The sequence below is a fragment of the Pseudomonas sp. GM30 genome, assembly GCF_000282275.2.
Classification (GTDB): Bacteria; Pseudomonadota; Gammaproteobacteria; order Pseudomonadales; family Pseudomonadaceae; genus Aquipseudomonas.
The window spans coordinates 125,494-149,763 of the sequence record NZ_AKJP02000006.1; the positions used below are offsets into that span (position 1 = coordinate 125,494).

The 24,270-nt window shown below is 61.2% G+C and carries 23 protein-coding genes; 13 read left to right on the top strand and 10 right to left on the bottom strand.

Going from position 1 to position 24,270, the window contains the following annotated elements:
* The first annotated feature begins 54 nt into the window (after positions 1-54).
* From rsfS to PMI25_RS05280, 11 genes are all read left to right on the top strand, one after another.
* Positions 55-549, top strand: coding sequence for a ribosome silencing factor (rsfS, locus tag PMI25_RS05230; protein ID WP_007960601.1), 495 nt, complete (start codon positions 55-57; stop codon positions 547-549).
* A gap of 9 nt (positions 550-558) precedes the next feature.
* Positions 559-1,026, top strand: coding sequence for a 23S rRNA (pseudouridine(1915)-N(3))-methyltransferase RlmH (gene rlmH / locus PMI25_RS05235; protein WP_003185785.1), 468 nt, complete (start codon positions 559-561; stop codon positions 1,024-1,026).
* 10 nt (positions 1,027-1,036) lie between these two features.
* Positions 1,037-2,932: a penicillin-binding protein 2 gene (gene mrdA / locus PMI25_RS05240; RefSeq protein ID WP_007960595.1), complete on the top strand. Its 1,896-nt coding sequence runs from the start codon at positions 1,037-1,039 to the stop codon at positions 2,930-2,932.
* A gap of 31 nt (positions 2,933-2,963) precedes the next feature.
* Positions 2,964-4,067: a rod shape-determining protein RodA gene (rodA, locus tag PMI25_RS05245; RefSeq protein WP_052026367.1), complete on the top strand. Its 1,104-nt coding sequence runs from the start codon at positions 2,964-2,966 to the stop codon at positions 4,065-4,067.
* A 17-nt stretch (positions 4,068-4,084) separates the two neighbouring features.
* Positions 4,085-5,095, top strand: coding sequence for a lytic murein transglycosylase B (gene mltB, locus PMI25_RS05250; RefSeq protein WP_007960589.1), 1,011 nt, complete (start codon positions 4,085-4,087; stop codon positions 5,093-5,095).
* Entirely contained in the window at positions 5,095-6,105 is a 1,011-nt protein-coding gene (locus PMI25_RS05255) for a septal ring lytic transglycosylase RlpA family protein (protein WP_007960588.1), read from the top strand. Before mltB ends, PMI25_RS05255 begins: the two co-directional genes overlap by 1 nt.
* A 187-nt stretch (positions 6,106-6,292) precedes the next feature.
* On the top strand, positions 6,293-7,450 hold the full coding sequence (locus PMI25_RS05260; RefSeq protein ID WP_003228546.1) for a D-alanyl-D-alanine carboxypeptidase family protein: 1,158 nt from the start codon (positions 6,293-6,295) through the stop codon (positions 7,448-7,450).
* An 86-nt stretch (positions 7,451-7,536) separates the two neighbouring features.
* Positions 7,537-7,812, top strand: a complete 276-nt coding sequence (locus PMI25_RS05265; RefSeq protein WP_003228544.1) for a DUF493 domain-containing protein — start codon at positions 7,537-7,539, stop codon at positions 7,810-7,812.
* A complete protein-coding gene (gene lipB, locus PMI25_RS05270) occupies positions 7,812-8,459 on the top strand; it encodes a lipoyl(octanoyl) transferase LipB (protein ID WP_007960587.1) in 648 nt (215 codons plus the stop codon). Before PMI25_RS05265 ends, lipB begins: the two co-directional genes overlap by 1 nt.
* A 25-nt stretch (positions 8,460-8,484) precedes the next feature.
* A complete protein-coding gene (gene lipA, locus PMI25_RS05275) occupies positions 8,485-9,483 on the top strand; it encodes a lipoyl synthase (RefSeq protein WP_160768663.1) in 999 nt (332 codons plus the stop codon).
* 246 nt (positions 9,484-9,729) lie between these two features.
* The gene (locus tag PMI25_RS05280) at positions 9,730-10,680 is read left to right on the top strand and encodes a S66 peptidase family protein (RefSeq protein WP_007960582.1); all 951 of its coding nucleotides are present in this window, start codon (positions 9,730-9,732) and stop codon (positions 10,678-10,680) included.
* 125 nt (positions 10,681-10,805) lie between these two features.
* Here the strand turns inward: PMI25_RS05280 and PMI25_RS05285 are convergent, their stop codons facing one another.
* The 5 genes from PMI25_RS05285 to leuS form a co-directional block, all read right to left on the bottom strand.
* Entirely contained in the window at positions 10,806-12,128 is a 1,323-nt protein-coding gene (locus PMI25_RS05285) for a lytic murein transglycosylase (RefSeq protein WP_007960581.1), read from the bottom strand.
* Between the two features lie 61 nt (positions 12,129-12,189).
* The gene (gene arfA, locus PMI25_RS05290; RefSeq protein WP_007960579.1) at positions 12,190-12,354 is read right to left on the bottom strand and encodes an alternative ribosome rescue factor ArfA; all 165 of its coding nucleotides are present in this window, start codon (positions 12,352-12,354) and stop codon (positions 12,190-12,192) included.
* 174 nt (positions 12,355-12,528) lie between these two features.
* A complete protein-coding gene (gene holA / locus PMI25_RS05295) occupies positions 12,529-13,566 on the bottom strand; it encodes a DNA polymerase III subunit delta (protein WP_007960578.1) in 1,038 nt (345 codons plus the stop codon).
* 39 nt (positions 13,567-13,605) lie between these two features.
* The gene (locus tag PMI25_RS05300) at positions 13,606-14,211 is read right to left on the bottom strand and encodes an LPS-assembly lipoprotein LptE (protein WP_007960576.1); all 606 of its coding nucleotides are present in this window, start codon (positions 14,209-14,211) and stop codon (positions 13,606-13,608) included.
* Positions 14,212-14,299: 88 nt separating this feature from the next.
* On the bottom strand, positions 14,300-16,906 hold the full coding sequence (gene leuS / locus PMI25_RS05305; protein ID WP_007960574.1) for a leucine--tRNA ligase: 2,607 nt from the start codon (positions 16,904-16,906) through the stop codon (positions 14,300-14,302).
* Positions 16,907-17,161: 255 nt separating this feature from the next.
* Here leuS and PMI25_RS05310 point away from each other — a divergent pair, with 255 nt between their 5' ends.
* Entirely contained in the window at positions 17,162-17,485 is a 324-nt protein-coding gene (locus PMI25_RS05310; RefSeq protein ID WP_007960569.1) for a hypothetical protein, read from the top strand.
* Between the two features lie 104 nt (positions 17,486-17,589).
* Positions 17,590-18,351 (top strand): YdcF family protein, encoded by a 762-nt coding sequence (locus tag PMI25_RS05315; RefSeq protein ID WP_007960567.1) that lies wholly within the window; start codon positions 17,590-17,592, stop codon positions 18,349-18,351.
* Positions 18,352-18,522: 171 nt separating this feature from the next.
* Here the strand turns inward: PMI25_RS05315 and lnt are convergent, their stop codons facing one another.
* From lnt to miaB, 5 genes are all read right to left on the bottom strand, one after another.
* On the bottom strand, positions 18,523-20,046 hold the full coding sequence (gene lnt / locus PMI25_RS05320) for an apolipoprotein N-acyltransferase (RefSeq protein WP_045121992.1): 1,524 nt from the start codon (positions 20,044-20,046) through the stop codon (positions 18,523-18,525).
* A gap of 276 nt (positions 20,047-20,322) precedes the next feature.
* On the bottom strand, positions 20,323-21,162 hold the full coding sequence (locus PMI25_RS05325) for an HlyC/CorC family transporter (protein ID WP_003228526.1): 840 nt from the start codon (positions 21,160-21,162) through the stop codon (positions 20,323-20,325).
* 5 nt (positions 21,163-21,167) lie between these two features.
* The gene (gene ybeY / locus PMI25_RS05330) at positions 21,168-21,662 is read right to left on the bottom strand and encodes an rRNA maturation RNase YbeY (protein WP_007960563.1); all 495 of its coding nucleotides are present in this window, start codon (positions 21,660-21,662) and stop codon (positions 21,168-21,170) included.
* Entirely contained in the window at positions 21,655-22,653 is a 999-nt protein-coding gene (locus PMI25_RS05335) for a PhoH family protein (protein ID WP_007960560.1), read from the bottom strand. Before PMI25_RS05335 ends, ybeY begins: the two co-directional genes overlap by 8 nt.
* A gap of 250 nt (positions 22,654-22,903) precedes the next feature.
* Positions 22,904-24,232, bottom strand: a complete 1,329-nt coding sequence (miaB, locus tag PMI25_RS05340; RefSeq protein ID WP_007960557.1) for a tRNA (N6-isopentenyl adenosine(37)-C2)-methylthiotransferase MiaB — start codon at positions 24,230-24,232, stop codon at positions 22,904-22,906.
* Positions 24,233-24,270 lie beyond the last annotated feature (38 nt).

Consider the following 24,270-nt stretch of genomic DNA (forward strand, 5'->3'; position numbering starts at 1 on the left):
ATACGAATCCACGTATCGCCAAGCCGCCGAATACATGAGCAAAACGAGTTTTATATGACCGACAAAGATGTAAGCAAAGTCAAGCGCAAAGGCACGTTCAAGAGCGCGCCGCTGCCGGAAGTCGCCAACACCAACGAGCCGCTGAAGGGCGACGAGCTGGTCAAGGTTGCCGTGGCAGCCCTGGAAGACGTCAAGGCACAAGACATCCAGATCATCGATGTTCGCGACAAGCAGAGCATCACCGACTACATGATCATCGCCACCGGTACGTCCAATCGCCAGATCAACGCGATGCTGGACAAGGTCCGTGAAGAAGTCAAAAAGCAGGGCGCCAAGCCGCTGGGCGAAGAAGGCAAGGGCGACAGCGACTGGGTGCTGCTCGACCTCGACCTGGTGATCGTGCACATGATGACTGCCTCGGCACGTCAGTTCTATGACCTGGAGCGCCTGTGGGCCGGTGCCGAGCAAAGCCGTGCGGCGGACGCCAAGCACCACAGCCCGGAAAACACCCACGAGCATTTCACCAAGCTCAACAAAGACCAGCTGTAAGGGATCGCTGTGCGACTGCGACTGATCGCCGTCGGTTCACGCATGCCCAAGTGGGTGGAAGAAGGCTGGCATGAATATGCCAAGCGTCTTCCGTCCGAGCTGGCGCTGGAACTGGTGGAAATTCCGCTCAATACCCGTGGCAAGAACGCCGACGTGGCCCGTTTCATCCGCCAGGAAGGCGAAGCGATGCTGGCCAAGGTCGGGCCGAACGAGCGGATTGTTACGCTGGAAGTCCACGGCAAACCCTGGAGCACCGAGCAGCTGGCGGTCGAACTCGACCGCTGGCGGCTGGATTCGCGCACGGTCAATTTCATGGTCGGCGGCCCCGAAGGGCTGGCGCCGGAAGTCTGCGCCCGCGCCGATCAACGCTGGTCGTTGTCGCCGCTGACCTTGCCGCACCCGCTGGTGCGGATCCTGATCGGCGAACAGCTGTACCGTGCCTGGACCGTGCTGTCCGGTCACCCTTACCACAAGTAGTCCTGCCCTCATGTCTCAGCCGATCCGCATCAAGGACCACGAAAAGGACGCCCGCCTGGTGCGCAGTCGCGTCGTGTTCGGGGCCATTGCGGTCATGCTGTTGATCTGCGTGTTGATTGCGCGGCTGTACTACTTGCAGGTGATCCAGTACGAGTACCACTCGACACTCTCGGAAAACAACCGCGTCCATGTGCAGCCGATTCCGCCGACCCGCGGCTTGATCTTCGACCGCAACGGCGTGGTGGTGGCGGACAACCGTCCGAGCTTCAGCCTGAGCATGACCCGCGAGCGTTCCGGCGACTGGCAGCAAGTGCTCGACGTGATCGTCGAAGTGCTGCAACTGACGCCCGAGGACCGGGTGATCTTCGAGAAGCGCATGCGTCAGGGGCGCCGGCCGTTCGAGCCGGTGCCGATCCTGTTCGAGCTGACCGAAGAGCAAATCGCCCGGATCGCGGTGAACCAGTTCCGCCTGCCTGGGGTGGAAGTGGTTGCGCAACTGGTGCGCCATTACCCGCAGGGCGCGCATTTTGCGCACTCGGTGGGTTACATGGGGCGCATCAACGAGAAAGAGCTGAAGAGCCTCGACCCGGTCAACTACAGCGGCACCCATCACATCGGCAAGACCGGCATCGAGCGTTTCTACGAGCCGGAACTGCACGGCCAGGTGGGTTACGAGGAAGTCGAGACCAACGCCCGCGGCCGCGTATTGCGCGTGCTCAAGCGTACCGATCCGATTCCCGGCAAGGACATCGTCCTGAGTCTGGACATCAAACTGCAGGAAGCGGCCGAAGCCGCGCTGGGCGGGCGTCGCGGCGCGGTGGTGGCGCTCGATCCGAAGACTGGCGAAGTGCTGGCGATGGTCAGCCAGCCGAGTTTCGACCCGAACCTGTTTGTCACCGGCATCAGCTTCAAGGCCTATGCCGAGCTGCGCGATTCCATCGACCGGCCGCTGTTCAACCGCGTGCTGCGCGGCCTGTACCCGCCAGGCTCGACGATCAAGCCGGCGGTGGCGATTGCCGGTCTCGATTCTGGTGTAGTGACGGCGTCGAGCCGGGTGTTCGACCCCGGTTACTACATGCTGCCCAACTACGATCACAAGTACCGCAACTGGAACCGTACCGGTGACGGCTTCGTCGATCTCGACACGGCGATCATGCGTTCCAACGACACTTACTTCTATGACCTGGCGCACAAGCTGGGCATCGATCGGTTGTCGGCCTACATGAACAAGTTCGGCATCGGTCAGAAGGTCTCGCTGGACATGTTTGAAGAATCCCCCGGCCTGATGCCGTCCCGCGAGTGGAAGCGTGCGACACGCAAGCAGGCCTGGTTCCCGGGTGAAACCCTGATTCTGGGGATCGGCCAGGGTTATATGCAGTCCACACCGCTGCAACTGGCGCAGGCCACGGCGCTGGTCGCCAACAAAGGCATCTGGAACCGCCCGCATCTGGCTAAGACCATCGAAGGCGCCAAACCGGTAGACGAGAACCCGATGCCGGACATCGTCCTGCGCGATCCGTCGGACTGGACCAAGGTCAACCACGGCATGCAGCAGGTGATGCACGGCGCCCGCGGTACTGCGCGCAAGGCAGCAATCGGTGCGCAATACCGCATCGCCGGCAAGTCAGGTACCGCTCAGGTGGTGGCGATCAAGCAAGGTGAGAAATACGACCGTTCCAAGGTTCAGGAACGCCACCGCGACCACGCCTTGTTCGTCGGTTTCGCCCCGGCCGACAACCCGAAAATCGTGGTTTCGGTGATGGTCGAGAACGGTGAGTCCGGCTCCGGTGTCGCCGCGCCAGTGGTGCGTCAGGTCATGGATGCCTGGCTTCTGGACCAGGATGGTCGATTGAAGGCCGAATACGCCGGTCCTATCAGTGCGGAGGCTACGGCCCGTGATGAATAATTTTGATCGCATGCTCTCCAGCGAGGATGTGATGCGTCGCCGGGCGACGCTGCTGCAACGTCTGCATATCGATGGCCCGCTGTTGATCCTGCTGCTGATCCTCGCCGCAGGCAGTCTGTTCGTGCTGTATTCGGCCAGTGGCAAGAGCTGGGATCTGCTGGGCAAACAAGCCACGTCGTTCGGCATCGGCCTGGTGTCGATGGTTGTCATCGCCCAGTTCGAACCACGGTTCATGGCGCGTTGGGTGCCGCTCGGTTATGTGGTCGGCGTGGTGCTGCTGATGGTGGTGGACATCATGGGCCACAACGCCATGGGCGCGACGCGCTGGATCAACATCCCCGGGGTGATCCGCTTCCAGCCCTCGGAGTTCATGAAGATTCTGATGCCGGCGACGATTGCCTGGTATCTGTCCAAACGCACGCTGCCGCCGCAGCTCAAGCACGTCGGCATCAGCCTGATGCTGATCGGCGTGCCGTTCATTCTGATCGTGCGCCAGCCTGACCTTGGTACGTCACTGCTGATTCTGGCCGGCGGCGCGTTCGTGCTGTTCATGGGCGGGCTGCGCTGGCGCTGGATCCTCAGCGTGCTGGCCGCCGCCGTACCGGTGGCGATCGCCATGTGGTTCTTCATCATGCACGACTACCAGAAGCAGCGGATCCTCACGTTCCTCGACCCGGAAAGCGATCCGCTCGGCACCGGCTGGAACATCATCCAGTCGAAAGCCGCGATCGGTTCCGGGGGCGTGTTCGGCAAGGGCTGGCTGCTGGGCACCCAGTCGCACCTGGACTTTTTGCCGGAAAGCCACACCGACTTCATCATCGCCGTACTGGGCGAGGAGTTCGGCCTGGTGGGCATCTGCGCGCTGCTGCTGATCTATCTGTTGCTGATCGGTCGCGGCCTGGTGATTACCGCCCAGGCGCAGACGCTGTTCGGCAAACTGCTCGCCGGCGCGCTGACCATGACGTTTTTTGTTTATGTTTTCGTCAACATCGGTATGGTCAGTGGCCTGTTGCCGGTGGTGGGGGTGCCGTTGCCCTTCATTAGCTACGGAGGAACTTCGCTGGTGACACTGCTGTCAGCGTTTGGGGTTTTGATGTCGATTCATACGCATCGCAAGTGGATCGCACAGGTTTGAATAAGGTGAAGAGTTCAATGCAAGTCATGCGCAGCTGGGCGACTCGTTACGCGCCGTGGGTCGGCCTGGTCGGCATCCTTGGCAGCGCGCAGGAAGCGCTGGCCGGCGATTACGAAGGCTCACCGCAGGTGGCCGAATTCGTCGGTGAAATGACCCGCGACTACGGTTTTGCCGGCGAGCAACTGATGGCGGTGTTCCGCGAGGCGCAGCGCAAGCAGGCGATTCTCGACGCCATCTCCAAACCCGCCGAGCGGGTCAAGCAGTGGAAAGAATATCGCCCGATGTTCATCACCGACGCGCGCATCGCCCGTGGTGTGGACTTCTGGCGCCAGCACGAGGCCGTGCTGGCCCGTGCCGAGCAGGAATACGGCGTACCGGCGCAAGTCATCGTGTCGATCATCGGCGTCGAGACCTTTTTCGGACGTAATACCGGCAATTATCGGGTGATTGATGCATTGTCCACGCTCGGTTTCGACTATCCTCCCCGTGCCGAATTTTTCCGCAAGGAATTGCGTGAGTTCCTGCTGCTGGCCCGTGAAGAACAGGTCGATCCGTTGACCCTCAAAGGCTCGTACGCCGGGGCGATGGGCTTGCCGCAATTCATGCCGAGCAGCTTTCGCGCCTATGCGGTGGATTTCGACGGTGACGGTCACATCAATATCTGGACCAATCCGGACGATGCGATCGGCAGCGTGGCCAGTTACTTCAAACGGCATGGCTGGGTCGCCGGGGAGCCGGTGGTCAGTCGCGCCGATGTGCGCGGCGAGCAGGTCGATGAAGGCCTGACCACCGGCATCGAGCCGACGAAAACGGTCGGAGAGTTGCGGGCGCTGGGCTGGTCAAGTCATGATGCGCTGCGCGATGATATGCCGGTTACTGCATTTCGCCTCGAAGGCGACAACGGCCCTGAATACTGGATGGGCCTGAAGAATTTCTACGCGATCACGCGTTATAACCGCAGCGTGATGTACGCCATGGCTGTACATCAACTGTCTGAAGAGCTGGTAAAAGCACGGGGCGTCAAGTAATGCGGGCATTGCCTATCAATAAACCCCTGAAGCTGGTGGCTTTCGCTGCGTTGGCGGTGCTGGTCGCCAGCTGTTCGACCAGCCGCGCGCCAACCCAGAAGACCTCGTCCACCGCCGTGCGTGCACAGCCGGGGCTGGACATCAACCGCGCGCACAAAGACGGCGCGCCGTGGTGGGATGTCGACGTTTCGCGGATCCCGGACGCCACGCCGACCCTGCACACCGGCCCGTACAAGGCCAACCCGTACACTGTGCTGGGCAAGACCTATTTCCCGCTGCAGGAATCCAAGACCTACGTCGCCTCGGGCACGGCGTCCTGGTACGGCACCAAGTTCCACGGGCAGAACACCGCCAACGGCGAAGTGTATGACCTGTACGGCATGAGTGCCGCTCACAAGACTCTGCCACTGCCAAGTTACGTTCGGGTGACCAACCTGGACAACAACAAGAGCGTGATCCTGCGGGTCAACGATCGCGGGCCGTTCTATTCGGACCGGATCATCGACCTGTCCTACGCGGCCGCGAAGAAGCTCGGTTATGCCGAAATCGGCACCGCGCGGGTCAAGGTCGAGGGCATCGATCCGCAGCAATGGTGGGCCGCCAAGGGCCGTCCGGCGCCGCTGATGCTCAACGAGCCGCAAGTCGCGCAGAATAGTGCCCCGGTGATCACGGCGTCGGCCGGTACCATCGAGCAGTGGACCCCGCCGCCGCAGCAACATGCCTCTGACACTGTCCCTGTACAGATCAGCGCAAAAAAAAACGCTTCTGCACCAGCGTCTGGCCAGTATCTGCAGGTGGGCGCGTTCGCCAACCCGGACGCTGCAGAACTCCTGAGGTCGAAGCTCAGCGGGATGGTGAGCGCTCCGGTGTTCATCAGCTCGATCGTGCGCAATCAGCAGACCCTGCACCGGGTGCGCCTGGGGCCGATCGGTTCGCCGGGTGAAATCGCCCAGGTGCAGAATAGCGTGCGCCTGGCCAATCTCGGCTCGCCGAGCGTGGTCACCGAGTAAGAAACGTAGCACTTGATTGACGGTTCACTTGCGGTTTTGGGGGGTGAACCAGGTTGTTGGCTCGTCGAAGAACAAAAGCCCGGCAAGGGTGACTGGAGTGAGCAACTGAACACGCGATGGCCCGTTAGAAGGCTGTCTGAATAGTTTTGCCCTCGGGCAAGTTTCCATTAGCGATTTCGAGAGACGGATGAACATCACCACCTTTGCCAAACGCCTGTGTCTGCTAGTCCCGCTGCTCCTCTCGCCAGCCGCCTTCGCGGCCGAGATGATGCCGTCGCCACCTCAACTGGCTGCAAAAGCCTACGTGCTCATGGACGCCAGCAGCGGCAACGTGCTGGTGGAGAACAACGGTGACCAGCGTCTGCCGCCAGCCAGCCTGACCAAACTGATGACTGCGTACATCGCTACGCTGGAAATCCGTCGTGGCCAGATCGGTGAAAACGACCCGGTGACCGTCAGCGAAAACGCCTGGCGTACCGGCGGTTCGCGGATGTTCATCAAAGTCGGCTCGCAAGTGACCGTCAGCGACCTGCTGCACGGCATCATCATTCAGTCCGGCAACGACGCCAGCGTGGCGCTGTCCGAGCACATCGCCGGCAGCGAAGACGCGTTCGCCGACCTGATGAACAAGACGGTCGCCGATCTGGGCATGACCAACTCGCACTTCATGAACCCGACCGGTCTGCCGAACCCTGAGCACTACTCGTCGGCTCACGACATGGCGATCCTGGCCCGTGCAATCATCCACGAAGACCCGGCTCACTACGCGATCTACTCGCAGAAAGAGTTCTTCTGGAACGGCATCAAGCAGCCTAACCGCAACCTGCTGCTGTGGCGCGACAAGACCGTTGACGGTCTGAAAACCGGTCACACCGACGAAGCCGGCTACTGCATGGTGTCCTCGGCGGTACGTGATGGCCAGCGTCTGATCGCCGTGGTGTTCGGCACCAACAGCGAAGTGGCTCGCGCCGCTGAAACCCAGAAGCTGCTGACCTACGGTTTCCGTTTCTTCGAAACCCAGACCTTCTACCAGAAGGGCACCGAACTGGCTCAGGCCCCGGTGTGGAAAGGCACCACCAGCCAAGTCAAGGCCGGCCTGGCTGAAGACCTGACCATGACCCTGCCAAAAGGCCAGCTGAAAAAGCTCGCTGCCAGCATGACCATGAACCCGCAACTGACCGCGCCAATCGCCAAGGGCGACGTGATCGGTAAAGTCGAAGTGAAACTGGACGACAAGGTGGTGCACAGCGCTGACCTGATCGCCCTGGACGCTGTCGAGGAGGGTGGTATCTTCCGCCGCATGTGGGATAGCATCCGTCTATTCTTCTACGGCTTGTTCAACTGATTGAGTGTTGACCTGCATGGCCCCGTTCCTGTCCGGTTCGGGGCCATGTGCGTTACCACGGCTTACGCTTACGAGGCCGTTACGCCATGACCGATACCGAAGTAAAGGCGCCAAAGATCGAATTCCCCCAGGTTGATTATCCGGTTAAGGTAATCAGCGATACGGGCGTCGGGCACAAAGACAAGATCATCGAGATCGTGAAGAAATTCGCGACCATCAACGATGAGCGTGTCGACGAACGCTCGAGCAGCAACGGCAAGTACACCACCATCCAGCTGCACATCGTCGCGACCGATCAGGATCAGCTGTACAACATCAACAGCGAACTGCGGGCGACCGGTTTCGTACACATGGTGTTGTGATGCCGGGCACGCTGGGCTTTCGCGAACTTGGCCAGATGGCTTACGAGCCGGTCTGGCATGCCATGCAACGCTTCACCAACGAACGCGGCAACGATGCCGCCGACGAGATCTGGCTGGTCGAGCACCCTCCGGTGTTCACCCAGGGCCAGGCCGGCAAGGCCGAACACCTGTTGCTGCCGGGGGATATCCCGGTGGTACAGGTCGATCGCGGCGGGCAGGTGACTTATCATGGCCCCGGCCAATTGGTGGCTTACCTGTTGCTGGATGTGCGCAAGCTGGGCTTTGGCGTACGTGATTTGGTCACGCGCATGGAACAGTGCCTGATCGAACTGCTGGCCAGCTACGGCGTCACCGCCGCCGCCAAGCCAGATGCTCCCGGCGTCTACGTCGACGGAGCGAAAATCGCTTCTCTGGGTTTGCGGATTCGCCACGGTTGTTCCTTTCATGGCCTGGCCCTGAACGTGGATATGAACCTGGAGCCGTTTCGACGGATTAATCCCTGCGGCTATGCCGGGCTGGCGATGACCCAGCTGAGCGATCACGCAGGATCGATTGAATTTGCCGAGGTAAGTGCCCGGCTGCGCGCGCAGCTCGTCAGACACCTCGACTATGCTGAGCAGACGACCCTGACGGGCGGAATCGACTGATATGACTACTGATGCAGTGCAAACCATGATCCCGACGCTCGACGTGACCGAGCGCCCGGCCCCGCGTCCCAAGGTTGAAGCCGGCGTCAAGCTGCGCGGCGCCGAGAAGGTTGCACGCATCCCGGTGAAGATCATTCCGACCACCGAACTGCCGAAGAAACCCGACTGGATTCGCGTGCGCATCCCGGTTTCGCCGGAAGTCGACCGGATCAAGAGCCTGCTGCGCAAGCACAAGCTGCACAGCGTCTGCGAAGAAGCGTCCTGCCCGAACCTGGGCGAGTGCTTCTCCGGCGGCACCGCGACGTTCATGATCATGGGCGACATCTGCACCCGTCGTTGCCCGTTCTGCGACGTTGGCCACGGCCGTCCGAAACCACTGGACGTCAACGAGCCGGAAAGCCTGGCGATCGCGATTGCCGACCTCAAGCTCAAGTACGTGGTGATCACTTCGGTTGACCGCGACGACCTGCGTGACGGTGGTGCCCAGCACTTTGCCGACTGCATCCGCGAGATCCGCAAGCTGTCACCGAACGTGCAGCTGGAAACCCTGGTCCCGGACTACCGTGGCCGCATGGACATCGCCCTGGAAATCACCGCAGCCGAGCCACCGGATGTGTTCAACCACAACCTGGAAACCGTGCCGCGCCTGTACAAGGCTGCGCGTCCGGGTTCGGACTACCAGTGGTCGCTGACCCTGCTGCAACGCTTCAAGCAGATGATGCCGCACATTCCGACCAAATCCGGCCTGATGCTGGGGTTGGGCGAGACTGACGAAGAAGTCATCGAAGTCATGAAGCGCATGCGCGAACACGACATCGACATGCTGACCCTCGGCCAGTACCTGCAACCGTCCCGCAGCCACTTGCCGGTGCAGCGTTTCGTGCATCCGGACACCTTCGCCTGGTTCGCCGAGGAAGGTTACAAGATGGGCTTCAAGAACGTCGCTTCCGGCCCGCTGGTACGTTCTTCGTATCACGCTGACGAGCAGGCGAAACTGGTCAAGGCTGAATTGCTCGGTTCCTGATCCGGGGCTGACAGTCTGCAAAAAAATACCCGCTTCGGCGGGTATTTTTGTTTCGGCCTGTGAAAACCTGTGGCGAGGGAGATTGCTTCCGCCAGGGTGCGACGCAGTCTCAAAAAACTTGGGGTCGCTGCGCAACCCAGCGGGAGCAAGCTCCCTCGCCACGGGTTATTGGGTAGTTTCAGCTCTTTTGTTTATTGCTGTTCCTGACTACTGTGTCTGCAAGACTTCACACAGGGAGACCCATGGATGACCGTTCGACCGACCCACAGCCTTTTTCCGCATAAACCCGTGCCGGCGCTGCCGTCCGAAGGGCTGATCGGCGTGATCGCCCCCGCCGGCCCCGGCGCGCTGGACACCGACAAGGCTGTGCAGTGGATGCGCGCCCGCGGCTATGCGCTGAAAGTGTTTCCGGGTGTCTACGCGAAGGACGGCTATCTGGCCGGCAGCGATGACGTGCGCCTCAACGACCTGCACGCCGCGTTCGCTGACCCCGAAGTCGACGCGATCATCTGCCTGCGCGGCGGCTACGGTACTCCGCGCCTGCTGGACCGGATTAATTACGATCTGCTCAGCCGCCACGCCAAGCCGTTTGTCGGCTACAGCGACATCACCGCACTGCATCTGGCGATCAGTCGCTACGCCGGGTTCGTGACCTTCCACGGCCCGCTGCTCAACGCTGACTTGCTGGGCGACAAGGAGCCGCCGACCGTCAGCTCATTCTTCGCCATGCTGCGCGGTCAGGTGAAGGCCGGCAGCGTGCTTAGCCATCCGGTGGCTTATCCATTGACCACGGTCGAACCGGGCATCGCTCATGGACGCTTGCTCGGCGGTAATCTGGCGATGATTGCCTCGACGCTGGGTACGCCTTATGAAATCGACGTGGAAGGGGTGATTCTGCTGATCGAGGACGTCAACGAGCCGCTGTATCGGATCGACCGCTTGCTTACGCAGATGCGACTGGCCGGCAAACTGGCCCGATTGCGCGGGGTACTGGTCGGTGATGTCGCCGGAGTGGATGTCGAGGCGTTGAACCGCTTGCTCAAGCAAACGTTCGAGCCGTTACGGATTCCGGTGCTGTCGGGATGGCGCAGCGGCCATTGCGACCCGAACCTGACGCTGCCGATGGGCGCGCTGGTCAGGCTGGATGCGGGGAAGAAGGAATTGATGCTGGAGCAGGATGTGGTGATCAAAGCCTAACGTTTGGTTGCCAGTGAGTCAGTCTTCGCGAGCAAGCCCGCTCCCACACTGGTTCTGTGTAAGACACAAATCAAATGTGGGAGCGAGCTTGCTCGCGAAGGCGGCATCAGCCATGCGGCTATCTTCTATTGAGTACGCAGGCTCTCAAGCAACTTATGCGTCGGATAACCATCCGCCGGCCAACCCAGCGCCTGCTGCGCGCTGCGAATCGCCTTGCGCGTATTGGCGCCGATAATCCCGTCCGCCGTGCCCGCATCGTAGTTACGCGCGCTCAGCAGGTTCTGCAATTCAATACGCTCGGTGCGGCTCAATGGCAGGTCGTCTTTCGGCCAGGTGCCGTTGATCAGGCCTGCGCCGTTGAAGCGCTCGGACAACAGGCTCACCGCCAGTGCATAGGACGACGAGTTGTTGTACTTGAGGATCGCCCGGAAGTTATCGAGGATCAGGAACGCCGGGCCACGGTAGCCGGCCGGCAGCAGCAGGGCGGCGGACAGTTGATCCGAGCCGACCGGGGCCTGACCGCCATTCGGCAGAATCACCCCCAGTTGACGCCATTCGGCAACGGTCTTGCGCATCGCGCCATCGGCCAGGGTGTAGTTGAAGCCGCTCGGCAGCTGCACTTCAAAGCCCCACGGTTGACCACGCTGCCAGCCGGAGCTTTGCAGGTAGTGCGCGGTGGAGGCCAGGGCGTCGGCCGGGCTGCCCCAGATGTCACGGCGACCGTCGCCGTCGAAATCCACGGCATGGGTGTTGTAGGTGGTCGGAATGAACTGGGTCTGGCCCATCGCGCCGGCCCACGAGCCCAGCATCTTCTCAGGCGTGATGTCGCCCTGTTGCAGGATCTGCAGCGCCGCGATCAATTGCGCATGGGCAAAGCCCGGACGCCGGCCTTCGTAGGCCAGGGTCGCCAATGAGTTGATCACCGACTTGGTGCCCTGGAACTGACCGAAGTTGCTTTCCATGCCCCACACCGACACCAGCGCCTGACGATCAACGCCATAGCGCTGCTCGATGCTTTGCAGGATGTCGGCGTACTGACTGATCAGCGCCTGACCTTTGCGCACCCGCAGCGGTGACAGGGCGCCATCGAGGTATTCCCACACCGGACGGGAGAACTCCGGCTGACTGCGGTCAGCGCGGATCACGCTGTCATCGAAGCTGACATTGGCGAAAGCGCGGTCGAACACATCTGCACGAATACCGGCGGCGAGGGCGTCCTTGCGAAAGCCTGCCTGCCATTCGGCGAAGGTCTGGGTCGGCTGCAAGTCGAGAGAATCGGCGGACGGCACTACCGGCGGGATGATCGCAGGGGCCGTGGCGGCCGGGGCGGCTTGCAGAGGTTGTGCATCGGCGGCGGTAGGTTTTTCCGCGCAGGCGACAAGCAGAATGAAGCTGGAGGCAGCGATCAGTTGGCGAACGGGCCAACCACGGGAAAGACTGAAGGGCATGCACAGTTCCAGGGAATACGAATCAGGTGCAGACCTTAACATGACCGAGGGGTGCTGTGCTTCAGGCAGCCAGAAAGTAAGAAGCCTCCCAGCTATTAGACTGGAAGGCTTCGCGGCGATAGCTGCCTTTGCCCTTGGCTGGTTGTTCCTGGCGGCTGCGGAACAGGGGTTGGGCGATGATGGATTTGGCCTTGTTCGGGCCATGTTTCGATGGCTTTTTGCTCATGATGGATCTCTCGGTGGGTGGGTGTTGCGGGGGCAATAATCTGCCGATGTCAGGCGTCTGTCTATAGGACAGATGGCGAGGCGATGTGTGGGAAAAAAGATCAAAAGATCGCAGCCTTCGGCAGCTCCTACAAGGATCGGAGTAGGAGCTGCGGCACGCTGCGATCTTTTGCTTTTATTCGGCGGGAAGAGTCAGTCGCTGCCCAGCCATCAACAACGCCAATCGGCTCAGGCTCATCCACGGCGAACCGGCGGCCTGGCCTTTGATCTGCGCATCGATGCGCTGGGCTTCGAGCAACAACTGCGCCCAGCGTTGCGCCGAGTAACGTTGCAGGGCTTTGCTCATCAGCGGTTTGCGCTTGTCCCAGACCGGCGGTTTCGCCTGGCTGAAGCACTTGTCCAGCGGTGTGCCCTGGCTGTACTGCAGCGAGATGTTGGCCAGCAGGCGCAACTCCCGCGCCAGTGCCCAGAGAATCACCGGTGGCTCGACGCCTTCACCGCGCAGGCCTTCAAGCATGCGCAAGGCGTGGGCCGGTTCGCCGTTGAGTACGGCGTCGGTCAGGCCGAACACGTCGAAGCGCGCACTGTCGGCCACCGCGGCCTGCACGGTTTCGACGGTGATCTGCCCGCCTTCGGCCATCAGCTTGAGCTTTTCGATTTCCTGCGCGGCGGCGAGCAGGTTGCCCTCCACGCGTGCGGCGATCAGTTCGACCGCGTCCTGGCTGGCCGACAGCCCGGCCTGTGACAGACGCTGACGAATCCAGCTTGGCAGCTGGTTGGCATCCACCGGCCAGATCTGGATGAACTGGGTCTGCTGGCCTTCGACCAGCGCCTTGCCCCACTTGGTCTTCTGCGCACTGCCGTCGAGCTTGGGCAAGCTGATCAGCAGTACCGTGTCTTCAGCGGGACGCGAGCAGTATTCGATCAGCGCGGCAGCGCCCTTGTCACCGGGTTTGCCAGAAGGCAACCGCAGTTCCAGCAGGCGCTTTTCAGCGAACAACGACATGCTGGCGCCGGCCTGCAACAAGGTACCCCAATCGAAATTGGCGTCGGCGGCGAACACCTGGCGCTCGTCGAAACCTTGCTGGCGGGCAGCGCTGCGGATGGCGTCGGCGGCTTCCTGGCACAACAGCGGGTCATCGCCGCTGATAATATAGACGGGCGCGAGCGCGCCTTGCAGGTGTTTGCCGAGTTGAGCGGGAGCGAGCTTCATAAGAGAGGGCGAACGGGGCGCCTGAGCGCCCCGTACGTCTTACTGCTGCGGCAGTTCGAGCGGCGACTGGCGCGGGGTTTCCGCTTCAGCCTTCTGTGCCGCCTTCAGCGCGTCGGCTTCAGCCCGGGCACGGTCATTGGCCGCTTGCTGCAATTGTTGCAGTTGGCCAGGCGTCAGCTGTTGCAGGCGCAGCATCATGCGCTGAACCAGTTCGCGACGGGTTTCGCGACGGGCGTCGTTGGCTTCCTGGTCGGAGCCGACAAGGTTGTTGCCGTCGTGAATGAACACTTTCTGTACTTCAAGCTTGTCGCTCAACAGGTTCAGATTGTGTTCGCCTACGATGTCGTAGTTCAGCACGGTGGTCACTTGGTACTCACCCGTACGACCGGCACCGGCGTAGCTGAGGATGCGCTGGTTTTCCTGCTCGTCAGCCAGATACAGCTTGTACGGTGCGCCGCTGTAGACCTTGACGCCGCTGGACTCAAGCACCTGACGCAGCTGGGTGACGGTCTCGCCATAAGCGTTACGGGCGCTCAAATCGAGCTCCTTGATCGACAGTTCGTTGGTGCCGGTGCCACGCAGCTGGAAACCGCAGGCGCTCAGCAGAACGGCGAGGCCCATCACCAGCAGATTGCGTTTGATCATTGTGTTGCTCCCCTTGAAACCAGGTGGGCCGACCCTGCGGCCCGAAAGGTTTTACAGGGCGTCAGGCGAACCTGACGCCCAATCCAATTTAGCTGGCGACGATGTTGACCAGTTTCCCCGGTACAACGATCACTTTGCGAATGGTCAGACCGTCGACGAAACGCAGCACGTTTTCGTTGGCACGGGCAGCTGCTTCGACTTCTTCGCGGGTGGCGCTGGCCGGCATTTCGATCTGGCCACGCAGCTTGCCATTCACTTGAATGACCAGTTGCAGGCTGTCCTGCACCAGTGCGCTTTCATCGACTGCAGGCCAGCCGGCATCGATCACCGGATCAGCGTGACCCAGCTGATTCCACAGCTCGTGGCTGATGTGCGGCGTGATCGGAGCCAGCAGCAACGTCACGGCTTCCAGGCCTTCGTGAATCAGCGCGCGGTCCTGTTCGGTACCTTGCGCAGCTTTTTCCAGCACGTTCATCAGCGTCATCACCTGAGCGATGGCGGTGTTGAATTTGTGGTTCTGGCCGACGTCGTGGCTGGCCTGTTTGATGGCCAGGTGGATGGCGCGGCGCACGGCTTTCTGCTCGTCGTTCAGGCCGGCGATGTCCAGCTTGCCCGGCAGGCCCTGGGTGACGTGGGCTTGCGCCAGACGCCAGACGCGCTTGAGGAAGCGGTGCGAGCCTTCAACGCCGGAGTCCGACCATTCGGCGCTCATGTCAGGCGGCGAAGCGAACATCATGAACAGGCGGCAAGTGTCGGCGCCGAACTGATCGATCATCGACTGTGGGTCGACGCCGTTGTTCTTGGACTTGGCCATTTTCTCGGTGCCACCGATCTCCACCGGCAAGCCGTCGGATTTCAACTTGGCGCTGATGACCTTGGCCTTGCTGTCACGCTCCAGTTCCACGTCCGCCGGGTTGAACCAGGTGTAGGCACCATTGGCTTCGCGACGATAGTAAGTCTCGGCGATCACCATGCCCTGGGTCAGCAGGTTCTTGAACGGCTCGTTGGAGCTGACCAGGCCTTCGTCACGCATCAGTTTGTGGAAGAAGCGCGCGTACAGCAGGTGAAGAATGGCGTGTTCGATACCGCCGATGTACTGATCCACCGGCAGCCAGTGGTCGGCCGCGGATTTTTCCACCAGGCCGCCTTCGAAGTGCGGCGAAGCGTAACGGGCGTAGTACCACGAGGACTCGACAAAGGTGTCCATGGTGTCGGTTTCACGCTTGGCCGGCTGGCCGCATTTCGGGCAGCTGCACTCGTAGAATTCCGGCATGCGCGCCAGCGGCGAACCGGCGCCGTCCGGCACCACGTCTTCCGGCAGCACCACAGGCAGTTGATCTTCCGGCACCGGCACGTCACCGCACGTGGCGCAGTGGATGATCGGGATCGGGCAGCCCCAGTAGCGCTGGCGGCTGATGCCCCAGTCGCGCAGGCGGAACTGGGTGCGCGAGGCACCGAGGTTTTTCTTGATCAGGGCGACTTCCATGGCATCGAAGGCGCCGCTGAAGTCCAGACCGTCGAATTCGCCGGAATTGATCAGCGTGCCGTGCTCGCCGTAGGCGTCCTGCCACGGGGCCGGATTGGTGTCACCGGAGCTGGTGCACACCACGGATTTGACCGGCAGGTCGTACTTGTGGGCGAATTCGAAATCGCGCTCGTCGTGCGCCGGGACCGCCATTACGGCGCCGTCGCCGTAGTGCATCAGCACGTAGTTGGCGACCCATACCGGGAGTTTTTCACCGGTTAGCGGGTGCTCGACGAACAGGCCGGTCGGCAGGCCTTTTTTCTCTTGAGTGGCGACGTCGGCTTCAGCCACGCTGCCGCCCTTGCATTCGGCGATGAACGCCTGCAGCTCGGGGTTGTTCTGCGCTGCCTGGGTGGCGAGCGGGTGCTCGGCGGCGACGGCGACGTAGGTCGCGCCCATCAGGGTGTCCGGACGGGTGGTGAAAACCTTGAGGGTGCCTGCTTCACCGATCGAGTCGACGTTGTACGGGAACTGCACTTCCATGCCGCGGGATTTGCCGATCCAGTTGCGCTGCATGGTCTTGACCTGTTCCGGCCAGCCAGTCAGTTCGTCGAGGCTCTCCAGCAGCTCATCCGCGTAAGCGGTGATCTTGAAGTAGTACATCGGGATTTCGCGCTTTTCGATCAGCGCGCCGGAACGCCAGCCGCGACCGTCGATCACCTGTTCGTTGGCCAGTACGGTCTGGTCGACCGGGTCCCAGTTCACGGTGCCGTTCTTGCGGTAGATCACGCCTTTTTCGAACAGGCGAGTGAACAGCCATTGTTCCCAACGGTAGTAGTCCGGCTTGCAGGTGGTCACTTCACGGGACCAGTCCACCGCCAGGCCCAGGCTGCGCAATTGGGACTTCATGTAGGCGATGTTTTCGTAGGTCCACTTGGCGGGCGCCACGTTGTTCTTCATCGCGGCGTTTTCCGCCGGCATGCCGAAGGCGTCCCAACCCATCGGTTGCAGAACGTTCTTGCCTTGCATGCGCTGGTAGCGGGAGATCACGTCGCCGATGGTGTAGTTGCGCACGTGCCCCATGTGTAGCTTGCCGCTGGGGTAAGGGAACATCGACAGGCAGTAGTAGGTTTCCTTGCCTGGCTGTTCACTGACTTCAAAGGACTTTTGCTCGTCCCAGAACGACTGGGCGGCGGCTTCGATTTCACGGGGCTGATATTGTTCGTGCATGGCTACTTTTGTACTGGATAGGGGTGGCCTAATCCTCTTCAACGCGCCTTCCGGGGATGCTCCGGACAAGCTGGAAGTGGAATGACAGGAAGCGCCGTAGCATACATGACCGCGCTTGGCCTAGGGAAACCCTGATTACAGCTGTCTGGCCCCGGAAACCCGTGGCGAGGGCCGTTGGTCGCGGCGTTCAGCCGGTTTGTGCAGCGAAGCTAAGCTCTTATTGGGGAGTGAGTCTTATCTTCAATGAGGTGAGGGATGGTGGAGCAACGGCAGAAAAACGTGACGAAACCCGAGTTGTACGAACGGTTGATGGATCGTCTGGGCATGGCGCTCGACGCTGCAAAAACCGCTGGCCGGCTGCGCGACGAGCGCCCCGTGGAACTGGAATTGCGTGGCTTGAGCCCCGCCGAGTTCAAACTGGTCAAGGCCTATCTGGATCGTAGTGAACGTGAGTCGCATGGCAGCTTGTCACAGGCAGTGAAGCAGCTCGATGCACCACAATCGGCCAAGGTCATCTGGCTCAAGGACAAGGCGCCCGGCAAAGACACCGTCAAGGTCCGCTCTTTGCAGGCCAAATAAGCGCAAGGCGGCAAGAAACGGATCTTTTTCAACAGGATCCGACCCTATCGGTTGTAACGCTCTATTAACACTCTTAGGCTTCGGGCATCTCTGGAGATGCCCCGATGCCTTTGCGTTACTTCATCAAACAACTTCTATTGCCGCCTGGCATTCTTTTACTGCTGATACTGGTCGCCTGGTGGCTGCGCCGCTCCCGGCCGAGGCTGGCTGCTGCGTGTTTCGCCCTCGGTCTGGGTGGTTTCTGGCTGATGAGCCTGCCGGTGGTGGTGCAGTGGGGCGCCAAAGCGCTGGAGCGTGAGCCTCCGCTGCCCCGTGATGCGTGGTCGATGTTGGCGCAGCGCGCCGATGCCATTGTGGTGCTGGGTTCCGGGCGCGAGCGCGGCGATCTGGCCTGGGGCGAGGATCAGCCGACTGGTGTGGGGCTGGAGCGTCAGCGCTATGCCGCGCGGCTGGCCAAGGCCTCAGGGTTGCCGATCCTGACCAGCGGCGGCTTGCATTACGGCACACCGCCGACGGAAGCGAAGCTGATGGCTGATTCACTGCGCGATGATTTCGGCGTGGCCACGCGCTGGCAGGAAGGTGAAAGCCGTACCACCTGGGAAAACGCCAAACTCAGCGCCGACATTTTGTTGCCCCAGGGCATCAAGCGCGTCGTGGTGGTGACGCAGGCCTGGCACATGCCGCGTGCCGTGTGGTGTTTCGAGCAGGCAGGGTTTGAAGTGGTGCCGGCGCCCGTGGGTTTTCTCGGGACCGACAATGCGCGCCCGTTTGGTGGCTGGCTGCCGGAATTCAAATCGATCTGGCAGAGCGGGCAGTTGCTGAATGAGGCGGTGGGGCAGGTGGGGTATTCGTTGTTTTACCGCTAAGAGCACTGTTTTGAGAGGACTTGTGTGGCGAGGGGATTTATCCCCGATGGGTGGCGAAGCCGCCCCAAAACCTGCATCTCGGCCTTTCAGGTAATCGAGTGCAATGGATTTGCGATGACTGCGTCATCGATCGGGGATAAATCCCCTCACCACAGTGTTTATGGATCGCTTTTAAAGGGTTTTCGACATCCGGCTCGCCATCAGCGCCCAGCCAAACAGCAGCACGCAAACGATGATCAGCGGCCACGAACGCCATTCAAGATAAGGCGTCAGGTTGTGCATCGGCACCACTTCGCCATACAGGATGCCTTGCTCGAACTGCGGAATCTGCTCGGTGATCTGCCCGAACGGGTTGATCAGTCCGGTCACGCCGTTGTTGGTGGCGCGGATCATCCAGCGGCCCGCTTCAAGCGCGCGCATCTGCGCCATTTGCAGGTGTTGCAACGGGCCGATCGAGGTGCCGAACCAGGTGTCGTTGCTGATGGTCAGCAGAAGATCGCTGCGTGCCGACAGACTGGCAGCGAACTCCGGGTACACCACTTCGTAGCATATGAACGGCGCGATCTGATAACCCTTGGCCTGCAGCAACGCTTGATCCGCCGGCCCACGAGCGAAGTCGGACATCGGCAAGTCAAAGAACGCGATCAAGCCGCGCAACAGATCCTGCAAAGGCACGTACTCACCGAACGGCACCAATTTCTGCTTGAGGTAGGTGCCATCGCCTTCGCCGACCACGGTGATGCCGTTGAAGAAGCGTTTTTCATGGCGGACCGTCTCGCGGATCGGCACGCCGGTGATCAGCGCCGATTTACGCTCGGCGGCGAAGTTGCCCATCATGTTCAGGTAGCCCTCAGCGGACTCTTTGAGCACCGGCACGGCGGTTTCCGGCCAGATCAGCAGATCCACCGGCTTGGAGCGAAAACTCAGATCGCGATACAGCGCCAGTTGCACATTGAGCTGCGCCGGATCCCACTTCATGCTCTGTTCGACGTTGCCCTGAATCGCGGCGACGCTCAGTGCCGGGCCGGACGGACTGGTCCAGGCGTGGCCCTTGAGCGCAATACCGGCTACCCAAGGCCCGACCAGTAACACCAAACCGGCCGCGATAAAGCCCTTGCGACCGGATTGCAGCAGGCGCGGCGCGTTATAGATCAGTGCCGCAGTCAGCGCCAGAACGAACGACACCAACCACATGCCACCCACTGGCGCGAGCCCGGCCAATGGGCCGTCGAGCTGGCTGTAGCCGGAGTAGAGCCACGGGAAACCGGTGAGGAACCAGCCGCGAAACGCTTCCTGACCGACCCACAACGCAGCAAACGCCAAGGCATCGGCCAGCGGTGCTTCATTGCGGCGCAACCAGCGCGCCCAGACCCAGGCGGGCAGGGCAAAGAAAAACGCGATCGCAGCGGTAAACAGCAGCATCAGGAACCCGGCCAGCAGCACCGAGGCGCCACCGAAATGATGGATGCTGTAGTAGATCCAGCTGGTGCCGGCGCCGAACAGGCCAAAACCGAAACACCAGCCACGGCCCAGCGCCTGACGCGGTTTCAGCTCGCGCAGGCCGGCGTAGAACAGGCCGACCGCGAGCAAGGCCAGCGGCCAGATGTTGAACGGGGCGAGGGCGAAGGTGGTGATTGCACCGGCCGCCACGGCCAGCAGGTTACCGGGCCAGCCGGGGCGGGTTGTCCAGCGCAGGGGGTATGTCATCAGCTATTTCCTGTATCGCGCCGGGTCTGCTGTTACGCAGGGCAAGGCGCGAGGAGTGAAGTTTGGTTTTTCAAATGAACGACGAGCAACGCAGCCCTGCGTAACAGCAGGCCCGGCCCTCCGGGTTACGCCTGAAAGCGGGCCATGCTGCGTTGCAGTCCTTGGAAAGGGAATGCCATTCCCTGCGGACTGCGCCTTGCCTGGCCCGCTTTCAGGCGCAACGCGATACAGGAAATAGCTGATGACATACCCCAATCCTTAGATTTAACGAGCGATTGGCGTCAGTCGCAGCAAATGAATCCGACGGCTGTCGGCGTTCAGGATGCGGAAACGATAGGCGCCGATTTCAGTGATTTCGTTGCGTTTTGGCAAGTGCCCGAACGCGCTCATCACCAGACCGCCGACGGTGTCGAACTCGTCGTCGGAGAATTCGCTGTCGAAAAACTCGTTGAAGTTCTCGATCGGCGTCAGGGCCTTGATCAGGAAATCACCGCTGGGCAGCGGCTTGATGTAGCTGTCTTCTTCGACGTCGTGCTCGTCTTCGATGTCGCCGACGATCTGTTCCAGCACGTCTTCGATCGTCACCAGACCGGCCACGCCGCCGTACTCGTCGATGACGATGGCCATGTGGTTGTGGTTGGCGCGAAATTCACGCAGCAACACGTTCAGACGCTTGGACTCCGGCACGAACGTGGCCGGGCGCAGCAGGTCCTTGATGTTGAAGCTGTCGCCGTTCTCCTTGAGGATCAGCGGCAGCAGATCCTTGGCCAGCAGCACGCCCATCACGTCGTCGTGGCTTTCGCCGATGACCGGGTAGCGCGAGTGGGCCGAGTCGAGCACGGCCGGGAGGAACTCACGAGGAGTCTGGGTCGCCTTGATGCTGATCATCTGCGAACGCGGCACCATGATGTCGCGTACTTGCAGGTCAGCCACCTGAATGGCGCCTTCGACGATGGCCAGCGCTTCGCTGTCCAGCAGTTTGTTCTGATGTGCATCACGCAGCAGCTCAAGCAGCTCCTGACGGTTCTTCGGCTCGTGGGCAAAAGCCTGGGTCAGTTTACCCAGCCATGACTTCTGCCCGTTGCTCGATCGATCTTCGCTCATAGCGATTACTCTGAATCCTTTGTTGTAACGATAGGGGATGTTTCGGTTTCGTCGTCCGCGTACGGATCGGGGTAGCCCAGTTCGGCAAGCAACTCGCGTTCCAGCGCTTCCATTTCCTCGGCTTCGTCGTCATCTATATGGTCGTAACCGAGCAGATGCAAGCAGCCGTGAATGACTAGATGTGCCCAATGGGCCTGGAGTTCCTTGCCTTGTTCGGCAGCTTCGCGCTCGACCACCGCGACGCAGATCACCAGATCGCCGAGCAGCGGGATGTCGAGAAACTCGTCCGGGACTTCCGCCGGGAACGACAGGACGTTGGTCGCGTAATCCTTGTGGCGCCAGGTGTGATTGAGTTCGCGACCTTCTTCCTCGTCGACCAGGCGAATGGTCATTTCCGAGTCGGCGCTGCGCTGGCGCAGGGCCAGTTCGCACCATTGGCGGAAGTCGACTTCACTCGGGGCGTTCGCTTCGGTAGCGATTTGCAGATCCAGCTCAAGCATCGCGCGAGGTTTCCCTGGCAGCTTCGGCACGGGTCTCGAAGCGCTCGTAGGCCTCGACGATCCGTTGCACCAACGGGTGACGCACAACGTCTTTGGGCTGGAAATGGGTGAAGCTGATACCCGGAACGTCCTTGAGCACTTCGATCACATGATGCAGGCCGGACTTGGTGCCGCGCGGCAGGTCGACCTGGGTGATGTCGCCAGTGATGACGGCGGTGGAGCCGAAGCCGATCCGGGTCAGGAACATCTTCATCTGCTCAACGGTGGTGTTCTGGCTTTCGTCGAGAATGATGAAGCTGTTGTTCAGCGTCCGACCGCGCATGTAGGCCAGCGGCGCGACTTCGATTACCTGGCGCTCGATCAGCTTGGCCACGTATTCGAAGCCGAGCATTTCGTAGAGGGCGTCGTACAGCGGGCGCAGGTACGGATCGATCTTCTGGCTCAGGTCGCCGGGCAGGAAGCCGAGTTTTTCACCCGCTTCGACCGCCGGACGCACCAGCAGGATGCGGCGGATCTGCTCGCGTTCCAGGGCATCGACGGCGCAAGCCACGGCCAGATAGGTCTTGCCGGTACCGGCCGGACCAATGCCGAAGTTGATGTCGTTACCAAGGATTTCCTTCACGTAGCGCAGCTGATTCAGGCCGCGTGGGCGAATCATGCCTTTCTTGGTGCGCAGAGCGACGGAGGCTTCGGCGGGGGCGTGGTTGTCCAGTTCGACGACGGCCGATTCCTGGAGGAACAGGTGCACCATGTCCGGCGACAGCTCGGTACCCTTGGTTTCCCGGTACAGGCGGCGCAGCAGGTTTTCCGCAGACGTGGTGTGCTTGGGGTCGCCGATCAGTTCGAACTGGTTTCCGCGGTTGCGGATCTCGATGGCCAGGCGCTGTTCGATCAAGCGCAGATGCTCGTCGAATTGCCCGCACAGATTGGCGAAGCGGCGAGCCTCAAAGGGCTCGAGGATAAAACGATGTGGTTCTATGGGTGCGTTCAAGGTCGTATTTAGCCGCCCTGGGGCAATTAAGATGAAATCAAGGATAACGCCAGTGGCGTGGGTGCGAAAGCTCTTAAAACAGTCTCACTGGATAACTGTGGCGAGGGAGCTTGCTCCCGCTGGAGTGCGAAGCGCTCCCAAATCCTCCAGCCTCGATCATTCAGGATGATCGAGGTGTCTGGTTTGCGGCTGCTTCGCAACCGAGCGGGAGCAAGCTCCCTCGCCACAGCGGCACTCTGACGCCTTGCGTTTACTGGATCAACGAGCCGCGCAGCGAATGCGGTTGCGCCGCGTCGATGTGCACGTCAGCGAACTGGCCGATCAGGGTCGGATTATCGCAGCGGAAGTTGACGATACGATTATTCTCGGTGCGCCCTTGCAGCTCGCCCGGGTCTTTCTTCGAGTAGTCGGTGACCAGAATGCGCTGGATCGAACCGACCATTTGTCGGCTGATCTCGAATCCTTGCTGATTTAAACGATGCTGCAAGGCGTTCAGGCGTTCTTTTTTCAGCTCTTCCGGGGTGTCGTCGGCCAGATCGGCCGCCGGGGTGCCCGGGCGCTGGCTATAGACGAACGAGTAGGAGAAGTCGAAGCCGACATCGGCAATCAGCTTCATGGTCTGCTCGAAGTCTTTCTCGGTCTCGCCGGGAAAGCCGACGATGAAGTCCGAACTGATGCAGATGCCCGGCACGGCAGCGCGCAGTTTACGCAGCTTGGATTTGTACTCCAGCGCGGTGTGGTTGCGCTTCATCGCCGCGAGGATCCGGTCGGAACCCGACTGCACCGGCAAGTGCAGGTGTTTGACCAGCTCCGGCACTTCGGCGTGGGCCTGGATCAGGCTGTCGGAGAACTCCAGCGGGTGCGAAGTGGTGTAGCGGATGCGGTCGATGCCATCGACGGCGGCGACCACGCGGATCAGCTCGGCCAGATCGGCCAGACGTCCATCGTGGGTCAGGCCGCGATAGCCGTTGACGTTCTGCCCGAGCAAGGTCACTTCACGCACGCCGTTCTCGGCGAGGTGGATGATCTCGGCGATCACGTCATCGAACGGCCGGCTGACTTCTTCGCCACGGGTGTAAGGCACTACGCAGAACGTGCAGTACTTGCTGCAACCTTCCATCACCGACACGTAGGCGCTCGGGCCATCGATGCGCGGCTCGGGCAAATGGTCGAATTTTTCGATTTCCGGGAATGAGACGTCGACTTGCGGCAGCTTGCTGCTGCGTGCGGCGTCGATCATTTCCGGCAGGCGGTGCAGGGTTTGCGGCCCGAAGACCACATCGACGTACGGCGCGCGATCACGGATCGCCGCGCCTTCCTGGCTGGCCACGCAACCGCCGACGGCGATCACCATGTCCGGGTTGGCCAGTTTCAGTTCGCGCCAGCGGCCGAGCTGCGAGTACACCCGGTCCTGAGCGCGTTCGCGGATCGAGCAGGTGTTGAGCAGAATCACGTCGGCGTCTTCGGCGCGGGCGGTGACTTCCAGGGCCTGATGTTCGCCCAGCAGATCGACCATGCGCGAGCTGTCGTACTCGTTCATCTGGCAACCGTGGGTTTCGATGTAAAGCTTCTTGGCCATGGAGTAAGGTCGTCACCTGATTCAAAGAACCGCGCATT